This is a genomic window from Absiella sp. AM09-50, assembly GCF_003433845.1.
Lineage (GTDB): Bacteria > Bacillota_I > Bacilli_A > Erysipelotrichales > Erysipelotrichaceae > Hoskinsella > Hoskinsella hominis.
This window is the reverse complement of record NZ_QVFI01000027.1, coordinates 20,379-36,036: the sequence shown is the minus strand read 5'-3', so window position 1 is coordinate 36,036 and position 15,658 is coordinate 20,379. Positions and strand designations below refer to the sequence as shown.

The 15,658-nt window shown below is 29.1% G+C and carries 17 protein-coding genes; 16 read left to right on the top strand and 1 reads right to left on the bottom strand.

Going from position 1 to position 15,658, the window contains the following annotated elements; all coding sequences use genetic code 11:
* Nucleotides 1-6: 6 nt before the first annotated feature.
* The 15 genes from DW114_RS17395 (at nucleotide 7) to DW114_RS17315 (ending at nucleotide 14,277) form a co-directional block, all read left to right on the top strand.
* The gene (locus DW114_RS17395; RefSeq protein WP_117455016.1) at nucleotides 7-342 is read left to right on the top strand and encodes a hypothetical protein; all 336 of its coding nucleotides are present in this window, start codon (nucleotides 7-9) and stop codon (nucleotides 340-342) included.
* A 5-nt stretch (nucleotides 343-347) separates the two neighbouring features.
* Complete coding sequence (locus tag DW114_RS17390; RefSeq protein ID WP_117455014.1) at nucleotides 348-725, top strand: SdpI family protein; 378 nt, start codon at nucleotides 348-350, stop codon at nucleotides 723-725.
* Nucleotides 726-935: 210 nt separating this feature from the next.
* A complete protein-coding gene (locus DW114_RS17385) occupies nucleotides 936-2,006 on the top strand; it encodes a hypothetical protein (protein WP_117455012.1) in 1,071 nt (356 codons plus the stop codon).
* A 38-nt stretch (nucleotides 2,007-2,044) separates the two neighbouring features.
* Nucleotides 2,045-2,737: a LytR/AlgR family response regulator transcription factor gene (locus tag DW114_RS17380; RefSeq protein ID WP_117455010.1), complete on the top strand. Its 693-nt coding sequence runs from the start codon at nucleotides 2,045-2,047 to the stop codon at nucleotides 2,735-2,737.
* Complete coding sequence (locus DW114_RS17375) at nucleotides 2,730-3,932, top strand: hypothetical protein (RefSeq protein WP_117455008.1); 1,203 nt, start codon at nucleotides 2,730-2,732, stop codon at nucleotides 3,930-3,932. Before DW114_RS17380 ends, DW114_RS17375 begins: the two co-directional genes overlap by 8 nt.
* A gap of 1,008 nt (nucleotides 3,933-4,940) precedes the next feature.
* Complete coding sequence (locus DW114_RS17365) at nucleotides 4,941-6,029, top strand: hypothetical protein (protein ID WP_117455004.1); 1,089 nt, start codon at nucleotides 4,941-4,943, stop codon at nucleotides 6,027-6,029.
* A gap of 16 nt (nucleotides 6,030-6,045) precedes the next feature.
* Nucleotides 6,046-7,521 (top strand): DUF3502 domain-containing protein, encoded by a 1,476-nt coding sequence (locus DW114_RS17360; protein WP_117455002.1) that lies wholly within the window; start codon nucleotides 6,046-6,048, stop codon nucleotides 7,519-7,521.
* A gap of 4 nt (nucleotides 7,522-7,525) precedes the next feature.
* Complete coding sequence (locus DW114_RS17355; RefSeq protein WP_117455000.1) at nucleotides 7,526-8,392, top strand: ABC transporter ATP-binding protein; 867 nt, start codon at nucleotides 7,526-7,528, stop codon at nucleotides 8,390-8,392.
* The gene (locus tag DW114_RS17350) at nucleotides 8,389-10,329 is read left to right on the top strand and encodes an ABC transporter permease (protein WP_117454998.1); all 1,941 of its coding nucleotides are present in this window, start codon (nucleotides 8,389-8,391) and stop codon (nucleotides 10,327-10,329) included. The genes DW114_RS17355 and DW114_RS17350 overlap by 4 nt, the downstream gene beginning before the upstream one ends.
* Nucleotides 10,330-11,007: 678 nt before the next feature.
* The gene (locus DW114_RS17340; RefSeq protein WP_117454994.1) at nucleotides 11,008-11,343 is read left to right on the top strand and encodes a hypothetical protein; all 336 of its coding nucleotides are present in this window, start codon (nucleotides 11,008-11,010) and stop codon (nucleotides 11,341-11,343) included.
* Between the two features lie 29 nt (nucleotides 11,344-11,372).
* Entirely contained in the window at nucleotides 11,373-11,705 is a 333-nt protein-coding gene (locus DW114_RS17335; RefSeq protein ID WP_117454992.1) for a response regulator, read from the top strand.
* 59 nt (nucleotides 11,706-11,764) lie between these two features.
* Complete coding sequence (locus DW114_RS17330; RefSeq protein ID WP_117454990.1) at nucleotides 11,765-12,340, top strand: hypothetical protein; 576 nt, start codon at nucleotides 11,765-11,767, stop codon at nucleotides 12,338-12,340.
* 53 nt (nucleotides 12,341-12,393) lie between these two features.
* Nucleotides 12,394-13,215: a hypothetical protein gene (locus DW114_RS17325; protein ID WP_117454988.1), complete on the top strand. Its 822-nt coding sequence runs from the start codon at nucleotides 12,394-12,396 to the stop codon at nucleotides 13,213-13,215.
* Nucleotides 13,216-13,325: 110 nt separating this feature from the next.
* Nucleotides 13,326-13,649: a hypothetical protein gene (locus DW114_RS21795; protein WP_117454986.1), complete on the top strand. Its 324-nt coding sequence runs from the start codon at nucleotides 13,326-13,328 to the stop codon at nucleotides 13,647-13,649.
* Between the two features lies 1 nt (nucleotide 13,650).
* The gene (locus tag DW114_RS17315) at nucleotides 13,651-14,277 is read left to right on the top strand and encodes a zinc metallopeptidase (protein WP_117454984.1); all 627 of its coding nucleotides are present in this window, start codon (nucleotides 13,651-13,653) and stop codon (nucleotides 14,275-14,277) included.
* Between the two features lie 38 nt (nucleotides 14,278-14,315).
* Here DW114_RS17315 and DW114_RS17310 read toward each other — a convergent pair whose 3' ends face one another.
* Entirely contained in the window at nucleotides 14,316-14,612 is a 297-nt protein-coding gene (locus DW114_RS17310) for a hypothetical protein (protein ID WP_117454982.1), read from the bottom strand.
* A gap of 143 nt (nucleotides 14,613-14,755) precedes the next feature.
* Between DW114_RS17310 and DW114_RS17305 the strand changes: the two genes are divergently transcribed.
* Nucleotides 14,756-15,655 (top strand): PHP domain-containing protein, encoded by a 900-nt coding sequence (locus DW114_RS17305; protein WP_117454980.1) that lies wholly within the window; start codon nucleotides 14,756-14,758, stop codon nucleotides 15,653-15,655.
* Nucleotides 15,656-15,658 lie beyond the last annotated feature (3 nt).

Below are 15,658 nucleotides of genomic sequence, written 5' to 3'. Positions count from 1 at the left end.
AGATTTATGAATATCGTATTAGATTTTATTATGTTATTTTGTTCTAGCATATTTTTTGCGATTGGCATCTATGCTTGGCGTAAAAAAGAACCGATGTGGTTTTTCTCTGGCAGTGAAGAAGAAATCAAAGCTGAACATTTTCATGATATAGAAGAATACAATCATAAAAACGGGATGATGTGGGGGATGTATGCAATATTCAGCGCTATCCCTTATCTGTTTTATCGTTTTTATTTAATCAGTATACAAAGTTTTGCGTTTTCCACGATTATCATATATAGTATAGGGATTGTGATTATGATAATCTATTGGACATATTTACACAAAAAATATACGGGGTGAAATATATGGTTGTAAAGATTACATTGTTCGTATGCAGTATGCTGGTGCCACTTACCATGATAGGCTTTGGATATTATTTCTATCGCCATGCACCAAAAGAAATCAATGATATATTTGGATATCGTACAAGCATGTCTATGTTGAATGAAGATACATGGCAATTTGCGCATCATTATGCAGGAAACCTGTGGCTGAAATGGGGGATTGCTTTATTGGTTTTTACGATAATATTTATATTATGGGTATTTCAAATGGATGAAGAGCGGATGTCCATCATGAGTACTATCTTTATGTGTATACAAATAATACCTTTAATTGCGGCAATTATACCAACAGAGAAAGCATTAAGAAAAACATTTGACAAAGAAGGAAATCGAAAATGAAGAAACGTGTGTAACTATAAGCTGCACACGTTTTTCCTATTTATTTTATAATATTTCCCATTTATATATATTCATCAATCAATCAATGTTATACTAAATATAGAAAAGAAGGCAATGTACATAAATCATAGATACCTATTGGCATCCATATGCAGAGGAATGATTTTATGCTGTTAACCTATGTTAGAGTCATAAAGGAGGGAAGTAGTTATGCTTGAGAAAAAGAAAAGCTTCATGATATATATAATTGTTTTCGTCTTGATTATATGTGCAGGAACGATTTTTTACTTTGGTGATCAGAAAAAGGCGGGTATAGAACCTAATGTGTATTTCAGTTTACTTGATATCAATGAAAAAAATTATGAAGAACTTCCTGCGGATATTAAAAAGAATATCTCGGATGTTTCACAAGCCAGAGTCTTAAAAATCAGTGTGGATTATCATCAGTATGAACAAATAGATTCCGTAAAGCTTACAATGGATTTTCATAATATTCTTGGTTCACAAGCTATCACACAGCTCTCATTAAAAGATTTCAATAATACAGTACCATTTCAGAAAAACAGTGATTTTGTGGATTTCTATTTGTTAGATTTTCACACAACAGATGAACAGAAAATAACAGAATTATCAAAAAAGATCACATGTACATTACATTTATATGATCGAAAAAATAAAGAGATACAAAGCATAGATTATCAAATGAGTGATTATTTAAATGGAACACAAAGTGAAACAGAAAATTCCAGCTATCGTATGGTTTCATATGATGAGGTGGTAAAACAACTTGTAAAGTTATCCAGAGAAAGTGAAGAAGAAGTTGAACAGCATCTTCAAAAAGCAAAAACTGATGGAGCAAGTCTTAGTCATGAGGAAATAAAAAAAGAATTAGAGAACACACAATATGTAATTGCGAAAGCTTATGATTTTCCTGTATTAAAGAATGTATATCGACCTGGTGGATTATATATTATTGGAGAAGGCAGGCAGCATCATATTGATAAAATGTTGTATGTAGCACTTGATTGCGTGAATATTGAAAATGGTTTGATATCATTGAAAGAGAAGGCGTTTGCTGGACAAATAAGTCTTATGTTTGAATCTAAGAATCAAATACGTTTCTTTATCAATGGTGATTTTTATAATCAGGGCAATTATACATATAATGGGTGGACACAACTGATCCCCGGAGAACAAGCAGCCATAGATTATCAAATAGATAATTCTAAAGAACCATTCTCTGATATCATCTATTCAGGTATTTGGAATATATCCAAGTAAAGATGAAGTAATACAATGAAACGAAGGGAGGAATATGAATGAAAATCGCAGTGATTGATGATAATACATCTATATGTAAAAAAATCACTTATATATTAAGTCCCTTTGAAGAATTTCAAATAACTACGTTTTCATCTATTGCGGCATATGAAGCTGATGAATGTTTTTATGATTTATTGTTATTGGATATAGAATTGCCAGATGAAAATGGTATTGCATATATTGAAAATGCACCTGTGAAGCATAAACTTGTGATTTATATCTCATCACATGAAGAATGGATGGTTGATTCCTTTAATCCCAATGTCATTGGGTTTATAGGCAAAAATGTTTTAGAAGAAGCTTTATTACCCAAAGTGAAAAAGGCGAAAAAGTATTTAGATAACATGAAACAGTATGATTTTGTGACAATGGATGGAAATATAAAAGTATATGAGAATTCTATTTTAGAAATTTATCTTGATTATACTTCTGTTTATTTAAATTTACAGAATGAAAAGAAACCTATACGTTTAAATTTGCGTTCTTTAAAAGAATTAGAGAATCAAAAGCTTTCCGATAATTTTATTAAAATTAATCGTCAGACAATTATTAATATTCAAAAGATACAACAAGTGCTTAGTAAAGAGCATAAAGTATTGCTGATTAATGGAAAGGAATATGCTGTCACAAGAGGATTTTGGAAAGATTTTATCATAAGGTATCAAGCAAAGAGGTATTTATATGATTGAGTTTCTATCTGAATTTTGTTTACATATCATTGATTTTATATGTTTTCTGTACATGTATCATATATTGGAGAATGAGAAAATAAATAAGAAAAAATTTATTGGAGGAGTACTTGTTTTTGCGTTGTTTTGGCATGTTATAGAAATGATGGATGCATCGAGGGTTTTATTGACAATCTGGAATGATGTTTTTATCATTCTTTCATTATTGGTGTATATGAAAAAATTCAAAGTTCAGGATATCATGAATGCATTCACAATAGATGCTGTTTTTCGTGTGTCTGTTTCACTTTTCATGGCTCTTGGGGAAATTATTCATATGGATATTGCTTATACAAATTCACTTGGACTATATCAATTTTGTTTTTTCATTGTTTTAAAAATATTAATGGTTATATTTATGTGGTTGTTTATACGTCAATTTAAAAAACTACAGATTAACATGACAATGAAATCTTATAATATTTTTATAGGCAGTTATCTTATCTGTATTTTGATCGGTACTACAATCATGCAGTTATCAAAGAATAATGATGTATATGTCAAAGTTATGTTTACTTTGCTTTTGATTGCTTTATTTTCATTTTACTTTGCAGTTGAATATATTACGATCATTATTAGAAAATATCAGACTATGAAAATGGAAGAAATTATGGATATAGAAGAAAAACAAATTAATGAGATGATAGAGGAACAGAAAAAAACGATGAAATTTATTCATGATACAAAAAATTTATTTATAGATATCGAAAGTTCTATCGATCAGAATCAATTAATAGAGGCAAAAGATTTAATAAAGAACTGGTATTATTTATATGGAACATCTTATGTGACAAAAATTTGTCGCAATAGTTATATTGATGTTATATTGCGTCAGAAAATAGAGTACTATCAGAATATTCATTTCAACTTAAAAATACAAGTACCAGAAAATATACCAATGAAAAATAGAGATTTACTTTCTGTATTAATGTTATTGCTGAATTACTTTTGTGAAAACGTAAAGAACGAATTGGATATCAGTATTTGTGGCAATCATAACGAGTTATCTATTTGTATGAAAGGAATGTGTCATAAAATATTAACGGAAAATAGTGTGGAATATCAAAACATCAATATGATTGTGGAAAAATATAATGGCAATATCGTCTTGATACAGAATAAAGATTTTGAATGTAGAATCATGTTATTTTTCTAATGTTGTTGGCTGTAAAATAAGCGACACTCCCTGTTTTTACATTGCATTATGATATAAAGATTTAAATAATGTAAATAAAGGGAGGATACTATAGTTCTAAAAGCTAGCGCATAATTTGGAAATTGGATACATAAAAATCAAATTGATTTGATTAAATATTCAGTTGAAATTTTAATAAATGAATTTTTTGAATTATTATAATCTTATACAGCATATTATTACATAAAGTTATTAAAACGGATTCTTAATGTAAAATTGCTTCTTTGACCTATCCTTATCGATAAGCATTCTTGTTAATTTTATATTGACGTTGAGAGAATGAGAGGAAAAATATATGAAACAAAATAGTTATAATTGCCCTTATTGTGGTTATCAATTCAAGAAACAGGAACTATGGATGAAAAATAGTATAAGTTGTCCTATATGTAATTGTTATGTTGTTAAAAGTTTTAGAAAATTGCCAATCATTCTATTAATTTTCATGGATTGTTTTATTGTGCGTTTTTTTGGAAAAGGACCAAATAGCATTATGTTTTTATTAATTGGAAGTATACTCGCTATTATATGTAGAGTATTAATTTTATGTTGTTTTCCTTTAATGAACAAATTAAGCATAAGTTATTTGAAAAAAACAAAATAGTTTATAGAGAATGCAAGTATAGGAAAAAATTTTAGAGATATAGCTAAAAGAAGAAGTTTATTGAACTATTTTGTGAAAACGTAAAGAACGAATTGGATATCAGTATTTGTGGCAATCATAACGAGTTATCTATTTGTATGAAAGGAATGTGTCATAAAATATTAACGGAAAATAGTGTGGAATATCAAAACATCAATATGATTGTGGAAAAATATAATGGCAATATCGTCTTGATACAGAATAAAGATTTTGAATGTAGAATCATGTTATTTTTCTAATGTTGTTGGCTGTAAAATAAGCGACACTCCCTGTTTTTACATTGCATTATGATATAAAGATTTAAATAATGTAAATAGGGAGTGATATCTATGAAAAAAATAATAATGATATGTTTTGTCATGCTATTCATGCTTAGCGCATGTTCTCATCAGGAAAAAAATTATGGAGAAGCAGTAGGATCATATAAAACCGAAGATGGTATTTATATGGTTACACAAACAAAAAGTGGATATCATAGATTAAACTTTTATGATTTTCATGCGAAAAAAGTTGTTCCTTTATGTGAGAAAGTAAATTGTAAACATGAAGATGAAAGCTGCCCAGCAGTTCAATTGACAAAGTATGATGGGGCAGAATTTATGGGGTTAAAACAGTACGGCGATCATTTATATATCAATTATCATTATGCGAGTACAGACAAAGAGGGGAAATCTGGTTCTGTAATTGTGGAAACGGATAATAAAGGACAGGCTTCTAAGATGTTGTTTTCAACACCAGATAATACAATGATCAATGATATTGATGTTTACCAAAACCATATCTTTTTTACTTATAATTTGTTGAAATATTTAGATGCCAGTAAAACATCTTTTGGAACTTCAGGTACTTATATTGTATCGGTATATGATATTGCATCAGGAAAGCAGAAAGATCTGACGAAGGCAGAAGATCAAAATAATGGATATTGTTTCTTTATAGGTTTTAAAGAAGGTAAGGCATATTATTTAAATTATAATTTTGATAAGCAAAATCGACCTGTATATGCATATGATCTTGAGAGTGATAAAGTATCATTGATCGATGATCAAAATACGATAGAAACAAGTTTTATGTATCATGATAAACTCTATGGCGCAGATGAAAAAACAAAAGAAATATATAGTTATGATATCTTTACGCAGAAGAAAGAGAAGTTGGCGGAATTCAAAGGGCATAAAGGCGAATTTTCATTTATATGCCAAAATGGTCTTATCCAACTGATATATTTAGAAAACAAAAATACAGCGGAAGCTAAAAACTATATCCAGGTCTATGATGTGGATAAAAACAAATTTTTATTTGATGATTATCGTGTAGGAGAAAGAGTGACATATAAAACAAAAGATGGATATTTTGGGTCAAAGGATTTTAAATATTGTGTTTATGATGAGAATATGAATTATACAATGCTTGAATGAAAAAGAGGTGAACACAATGAAGAAAACTATAATCATAAAATGCATACTGACAGCTGGATTTATCATCCTGTTGAATGGATGCAGTTCAAAAAAAGATCAGCTTGTCTGGTACCTTTATGGCGCAAGCTTCAATAAACAAAATTGGATAAAAGAAGAAGATATTAATAAAGAGGGCACCATCCAAAATAAATATACGAAAAAGTTTAATGAGATGTTGAAAGAAAAAGGGATGGATATAGAAGTTGTTTTTAAAGATATGAAAGTTGATGAAGCAGAGGATCGCTCATTTGTGGAAAGTGAGAAAATGTATTTTGAAAAGGAAAATAAAGCTGGAAATCAAATTGATATCATTCCTTATATGCATTCAGATATTCGTATTATAAAAAATTTAGATGAAACTTTTAATGGCACTTATGCGAAAAAATTTTATGAAGCGATGCCAAATACATACTGGAAATCACAAAAAATTGATCAACATACCTATTATATTCCAAAGGTTTCATTATACGCAAAACAAAAATGTATCTTGGTGGATGAAAAAATGATGAAGGAATTAAAAATAGATGCATCATCACTAAAATATGATTTAAATTCTTTGATTCCCTATATGGAACAGGCAAAAAAGCAGTTGGATGTGATACCTTTTAGTTTTATGGATATTCAATATCAAGAGTATTTTAAAAACAAGCAATATATTTCACTTCCATTATTATCAGATTATGAAACAAGTATTTATATCAAAGATGATAACAAGCAATATAAAATTGTGAATTTATATGAAGAAGATGCGTTTCATAACTTTTTAAAAACTATTCAGGAAATGAATCAGAAAGAATTAACAGGCGCTCAGTTAGATACAGATGAATATAATAAGAAAATGGAGAAAGGAACATTCTTACGATTGGGCAACTATTTCCCAGATGATTTAAGAGAAAATTCAGATCGTAATAAAGGATATAAACAAATGCCTTCTGGCGGATACGATTATATAAGAACAGGTGGAGATGCTGTTTATTATCAATCCAAGAAGGAAAAAGAAGCTGTGGAGTTAATATCATTGATCAATACAGATCAGGATTTATCAAACTTATTTATATATGGAATAGAAGGGGAAGATTATCAATTAAAAAATGGTATTGTGGACCCATTACGTGAGGACTTAATCATTCCTGATTCATTAGGAAGTTCATCCATGATTGGAAACTATATCATTGCACTTCCTTCTTCTAAAAGCTGTCCTGATCATACAACAGCTATCATGCATTATCTAAAACAACTGCCGGATGAACCTTATTTAGGTTTTTCACCAAAGATTCCTGATAAATGGAAGGATGTAGAAAGTGTATATAAAGATTCTAATAATAATCTGCCAGTATATGAAAAGGAAGGTCTGTTAGAGTATGCGAAAGGATTCAATGAGAAATTAAAAGCTGCGGGTTTAAAAAGTATCATTGATGATTTACAGAAACAACTAGATGCGTATATGGGGTAATAGTATGAAATTACATGTTGAAAACTTATGCAAAGCCTATGGCTCTACCATTGCTTTAGATCATTTATCTATCACCTTTGAAAATGGTATCTATGGAATCTTAGGACCCAATGGCGCAGGTAAAAGTACCTTGATGAATATATTAAGTTTATTGTTAGATAAAACGGATGGAAATATAACATTAGATGAAAACGATATTGTGAAAATGGATACTACATATCTTGATCATATTGGATATATGCCACAGGAAAATTGTTTATATGATGATTTTACCCTTTTTGAAAGTCTTTGTTATGTTGGAGCATTAAAAGGAATGAAAAAAACAGAGGCAGGATTACAGGCAAATGAATTAGCAAAAGAAGTTGGTTTAGCTGATGTACTACATAAAAAAATAAAGACATATTCTGGAGGTATGAAAAAACGTGCAATGTTTGCGCAAACGCTTATGAACCATCCTGATATATTAATATTAGATGAACCAACTGCAGGATTAGATCCTCAAAAACGCATAGAATTAAGGAATATAATTTCACAGCTTAGTAAGGATAAAATTGTTTTGATTGCTACACATGTTGTCAGTGATATTGAATATATCGCTAATCAGATCGTGTTGATGAATCATGGAAAAATCATAAAAGTAGGAAGCACAAAAGATTTAATACAATCCATAGATGGAAAAGTGTTTGAAAGATGTATTGAAGAAGGTCAATTAAAACAGCTGGAAAGTAAATACAGAATTAGCAATCTAAGATATGAACAGGGAAAACTGATTGCTCGTATCATTACAGATGAGGCACCACTAGAAAATGGTATACGTATAACCCCTGATTTAAACGATGTATATTTGAGTTATTTTCAGGAAATATCATGATTTATTATGAACTGAAAAAGTTTCTGGGATCATTACGTAATATTAAGTTTCTAGCATTCCTGTTGATTCTATTGATTGCCAGCGATGTTTATACCATCTATCATCATCCAATAAATCCATCTGTTTATAAAACGATACATCAGGAAATACAAACAATGAGTAAGGAAGAAGCTAAAAGTTATTTACAAGAAAAAATTGACGCATATGAATTTCAAAGCAATTATATTTTCAATATCGATAGCGAACAGTTTCTAAACACATATACGGAAAAGTATGGAGAAGCATGGATAAAGGAACAAATACTTAAACAAAATGATGATACGTTATCCCATCATGATGATTTTGTATATCAACAAATTATGAATGAGATGACTGTATTGGAAGATTATCAAAATTATCGTTCCTCCATAGAGAAACAATATGAGGAGCATGCCAAAATTTCTATTTTTGCGCAAGATACTGAAACAGAAAAAAAGATTTCAAAAAAAGTATATGATCAATATCATAAATTAAATGTAAAGGAATTAAGTTTACAACCTGAACTGGTTTTATCACAATTATATTCATTTGAATTAAGAAATATCATATCCGTTGTGTTAATATTTTACCTTGTATTTACGATGATTTACCAGGAAAAAGAAACAGGTGTTTTACAATATAGCCAAAGTATGAGAAAAGGAAAACGGCAACAGGTGATTACAAAATTCATTTCTCAGATGATTATATTGATGGCTTGTTATATCGTGTTTTACTTGTTTGACTATATGATTTATTCTTTTGCATATGGATTTATAGATCTCATGGCACCGATACAATCTTTTTCATTCTTTTCCACATGTCCATATGCTTGGAATACAATTACCTTTATGCTCATGAGTGTATTAGCAACCTTACTGGCTTTTACTGCCATATCTTCCATTATGAATGTATTTGCCTATTATTGGAACCAATTATCAGCTTTTCTGATTTCAATATTATGTTTCATTGGTATTACAGCCCTTTTGATCTGGGGTATACGAAACCAAAATGGTTTGATTTCTAATTTAAATTATCTGAATATTCTTTTCTATATGCATCCAGAAAAAATATTTTCACAATATAACTTTGTGAATTTAAATGTAACAGCCTTTAGGGAATATGATACATTATTGCTTCTGTTGCTTGTAAGTATTATATGCATTTGGCTTTCAAGAAAAAATATAAAGCGAACAGCTATAAGAAAAACACAGGCAAAAAGAACATACCAACATTCCTTACACTCGTTCATGTATTATGAGATGAAGAAGATTTTAATCATACAAAAAGCTCTTTTGATAGGCATGATTTCAGTGCTTGGATTTATCATTATGATGCAAAATCAACAAAGTGTATCAACAGCAAATGACTATATGTATAATAGCTTTGTGGATACCATAGGCGCATACGTAAGCAAGGAAGCAGATGAAAAAATTAAGCAGCAGGAGCAATATTATCAGGACTTAGAAAATCAGCTTATGCAGGAACAAAATGTGAATAAACAAAACTTAATTGCCCAGAAGCTGATGACACAACAAGGATTTGAACGTTATAAAAAAGCGTACGATAAAAGAAAAGAAGATGCAACAGGTAGAAAAATTCTAAAAGAAGATCGATATCGTTTATTATATGAAACAACGAATTTATCAAAATTCATGATTACATTTTATCTTATTTCATTTCTATATATTCTGCCAACGTGTTTTTACTATGAACGAAAAACGCATATGTTAACGATTCAAAATACGACAAGAGGCAAGTATCAAACATTCTATTATAAGGTTATAGCACTTTCTACTATACTCATTTATACTCATTGTGATTTTCTTTACACTTTTAACATGTTTATTTATAAAAGCAGAATTGTTATACCCAGATTTAAATCTTATGGAAAATATACAATGTTTAGATCTGTTTTATAACTTTCCAATAAAGATGCCAATTTTCCTTTATTATATCATGACAGCAATTCTTCAAATCCTAAGCATTATTTGTATGACTGTGATATCAGCAAGGATTCTTAAAAAACAGAGAACACCTTATATCTTTATGTTGATAAGTCTGATATTTTTCGTGTTGCCAATCTGGTTCACAGATCGTTTTGCATATATTTATCAGATTCTATTTCCACATGAAGCGATTCTTCATGGAACATATATCTTCTTCATCCTTATCTTGGTTATAGGCTCTATTATCTCTTTAAAAAGGAAAAAATAAGATTCATCTATAAATGAGCAAAGGTTATACATTTAAAATGATGTATAACTTTTTGTTTTTATTTTCATGAAAAAAGAAAGATTTTCATACTTTGTTTGCTTTTTTACATAAATAAGCATATAATGAAAAAGACTTTTATAAAAATTTTTAAATAGTTTCATAATGGTTTTTGAAAAAAAGTGTTAATCATATTACATAAGAAAGAGAGATGGTGAAGCATGGAAGCTAATAATCAGAAGGAAACGTTTCTCATGTTTATGGCGTAGGTTCATTTATAAAAATATTCATTTCAGTATACTGTATCCTGCCTTTTATCATAACGTGTGATAGGTTAAGCAAGGTATATTGTTATGGTCAGACTTATATAAATATGGAGGAAAAATATGAAAACAGATAAGAGAAATATTATATTTATGATTGTAGAAGCAATTTTTATTTTTGCACTGATGTTACAAAATGGAAAAGTATTCAAAGTTTATGAAAGTGTCATTCTTGGTTTATTATTATTGGGTTCATCTTCTTATTATTTATACTACATGATGAAGAAAATCACTCATGTTCCTTATGTTTTACTATTTTGTTTTTTAAACGCCGCTTTTGTATTCCTTGTTTATCAGGTAAAATTCAGTATTGTATATAACTTTGTGTTTGTTATTTTGATATTGTTATATATTCAAGTAGGTTCAAGGTTAATCATTAAAAGATATACAAAAGTATAATTCAAAATACCAAAAGGGGGTGGCGGATCTTGGGAAAATTAAATATCGCAATATGCGATGATAATATGAATGTAAGGGAACAAGTAAAAAACTTTTTAAATGATTTTTTTCAGCATAAACAAATAGATGTAATATATCATCTATTTGAAGATGGTTATGATTTAATACAAAATAAGCAATCCTTGGATATCATTATATTAGATATTGAAATGAACAAATGTAATGGTTTTGAAGTGAGGGATGCTTTATTTTCTCAACGAATCAATTCTAGAATTATATATCTTTCAGATTATAAAGATCGATTACAAGATGCTTTTGGAAAAAATGTGTATGGGTTTGTATCAAGAGATAGTATACTGTAGGATCAGCGACAATTCTAGTAAATAATATGGGGGTAAGAAAATGATGAATGGAGGCAAACATGGATAACTATTTTGGAGATTGGCTTTTTATGATATTTATATCAGTTTTGTTTTTTGGCTCATACTGTGTAATTAGAAGAATGAATATTCATTATTTAAAATATTATTTTATTATGATGGAAATTATATTGCTTTATGTGTTGATATCTCTTGTATCATATGAAGAAATAGATATCATGGCAGTTTTTACAGTATTGGTTTATCAAGCAATTTTAATCGTCATGTATAAAAAAGTATATAGAAATGATAAAAGTAGGTCTATTCTTTATACAACCTTGAAAAACAGTAATTTTCATCCATTATTCATATATGGTATACAAGAAATACCAGTAGATAAATTAGAATATTATGTAGAAAATTTGAATGTGTTTTTTGATTTGATTCTACCAGAAAAAAAGCTGAATTATGGATTCTTTATGGTGGATAATGGAGAAATACAGATTACAATGTTTCTATTGAAACAACATATTGATGATATTGATATCATCAAACAAAATCCTGTAATGCATGATTTACAGATTGAAAATTACAATAAAGGATGTCAGATTAAATATTGTATCAAACAAAGTGCTTAAGACTTGATAACTTATAAAAAATACAACGATAAATATAAGGGAGATGAACGTATATGTTAAGTAATAAAATACTAAAAAAAGCTATTCTTTGTAGCTCAATAACCCTTTATATTGCGATAGGAATACAGTATTTAGTATTATACCCTGATACTAATGTTGTGAAAAATAGCTGTGTTGTTTTAGTAGAAATATTGGCAGCGGCAATGACCATATATATACAAGCTTCTTATGGAATGCTGAATATAAAAGCTGATCAGCATATGAATATTATCGGAGAAGGGCTATCGTTATTTATACTTTTTCTGATTTTCTTGCCTGAATTGGTATTTAAGATTTTTACAAACAGGATATTGATATGTATCCTATTAGGCTTAATATTTCTTACACATTTGTATGTTGTGATAAAACAAAATAAAAGTTTAAAAGGCTCAGAAAACAGCGTTTATGAAGAAGTTTGTAGGAAAGATGAGATTGAGAAACTAGCTAGAAAGAATCCTGAATATATTGTTTTAAATCAATTATTGAAAACAAGTAATGTGATAGGGTTACTTTATTTGATTATTGAACTCAAAAACATCTCATATATACTGATAATTGCTTTAGGAGTTATTGGTGCGATCATTCTAAAGACTCATGAAAAAGTAAATATTCCTTATCGAAACATCATTATAATATATGGTCTGATTGCTTCTATAATAAGTGCTATATTATTATATTATGGTGTAAAAATAATTTCCTGGATTATGTTTATGAGTATAAATATCGTGATAAAGGAATGCAGGACAAAGTATTTATATGTTTTCTATGATGAGGTTATATTGGAGAATCAAGATTGTTTTGATGAAAAATATAGCATAGGAAGGAGGAGTCAATAAATGAATGATGCATTTAAAAGCTTTAAAAAGCTTCCCATATGGGGGAAAATGATAGTTATTATTTTTATACTATTATTCATTTACAGTATAGGAGAGGTGGATTTATTCTTATGGTGATATCATTGTTGACGTTTATTTATATCATGATTTTTGAAATTTTTGATATCGATTTAAGATTATATACCGCCTTGTTTATAATATTGATTGCGGCTTATCGAGCATCTAAAAACCTTAAAATCAGCGTCTTTAACATTTTAGATTTTTATCCAATGAAAATAACCACAAGTAGAATCATAGAATTTCTAAGCAGTGTCATGTTCTTTCTATACTTTTATATCAAAACAAATGTAGCTTTCGGCTTTACATTTATTGTAACCTTATTTACATTTTCTGTGTTTTTCTATTATTATTTTTTTAGAAATTTAAGTGATTGATATGCGTGTTATACAAGTGATATTGATATTGATCATTCTGTTTAAAATCGTGTTGGAAGTTCAATATCATCAATTAAAAGTAAAGCTGAAGAATATACATGTGGATACCGATATGCGAATGTGTGTGGAAGAAAATATTTATAATAATTCAGAGATAAATGTTATACAAGGAAAGAATTATGCTTATGATATGTTTAAGAAACAAATCGTTATAAAGGATACAGAGGTACAATCATTAGATGCATATGATATACTAATACATGAATATGGGCATTGTAAAGATTTACATGAGAAAAGTGCTGATTATAATCGATTTATAATGCTTGTGAAAACATTTATACCTATATTATATGTCATAATTTTTGTTTGTATTTGTATGAAATATATTCTTGGAATTCATACAAAACTGTTGTTATTTGCACTTGTTTTAGCACTGGTGCTTATGATTGTGGATCTGATAATATCTATAAATTTAGAATGGAATGCTAACAAAATCGCAATTCATATTTTACAAAATCAAAGTACACCAGTTCATCATCAAAAGTTTTTATATATGGCAATGGTGATACAAATCATAGACCGATTTTTTCTGATTTTATTTATTTTGTTATTGTTTAAATTTCTATAAAATATGATAAAAAAATGTCCAAACTTCATTGGGCATTTTTAGGTTTTATACATAACGATATACAAAGAACCGAGAACGATATCTGTGATCACATAAGGAATCGCCCATAAATAGGCACTTTCTATATGAATACTTTCCGGTGTTGTATAGGCAAAGCCTTCAGGTATGTGGGTTGCTTCTTCAATTGTGATAACACCATTTTGAATATCCGTTAAATCCTGCTTCATAAGGATCAATTGGTTTCTGGTGGAAATGACATGATATAACATCACGCCAAAAATTGATATAATCGCAATGAGTAGAATCATCCTTTTGATATTAAAGCTTTTCTTCATACAACCACCAGTTTCCTTAACTTCATTATAGGTTTATATAAGTATATGGTCAATCATTTCCTATATGTAAATTTTTTTCTAGGGCTTGCATACCTAAAGAATTGGTCTATAATAGAAACGTGATTTTGAAGGAGATGAAGTTAATGATACCATTTGATTTACATATGCATTCAAACTATAGCGCAGATGGTGAATTTACGCCAAAAGAGCTGATACAGATTGCGAAGGATCGCCATTTAAAATGTGTGGCATTGAGTGATCATAACTGTATGTTAGGTGTAGATACTATGATCGAAGAAGGAAAACAGGCAGGTATACAGGTGATTCCCGCAATAGAGTTTTCCACATTATTTCAACCAGATATCGAATGTCATTTGTTGGGATACCATTTTGATTATCATAAAGATTATTTTACAACCTTACATGAACAAACTCAAAAGTTGTCTGATGATGCATTCTTGTTAAGGGTGAAGAAGTTTAAAGAAACGTATCATATAGATTTTGATGAAGAAAAGATTATCAAAGACAGCAATGGTGAAAATCCATGGTTTATGTTGTGTGATACGATCTTTAATGATCCTAAGAATGCGGATATCGAAGATTTTAAAGATTATCGAGCTGGAGGAAAACGTAGTAATCCTGCACCTGTAAATTTCTTTTGGGATAAATGTCAAAAAGGCTCTCCTTTATATGTACATGTAGAATATCCATCATTCAAAGATACGGTTCAACTGATTCATGATGCGGGTGGTATTGCGGTATTGGCACATCCATTTGCGACGTTCTATCAGAAAGAAGCATTATTAGACCTTGCTGTTTCCTATGGTATTGATGGCATTGAGGCATATAGTAATTATCATGAGCCAAAGCATAATCATTATTATGCAGATTACGCAAAAAAACATAATTTATTAATTACCTGTGGCAGTGATTTCCATGGTAAACACAAACCAAGTATTCATATGGGGGATGTTGGAGAAGAAGTAGAGAATGCTGATGAGATACTTCAGAAGTTTTTAGAAGCAATTAAAGTAAATCAATGAAAA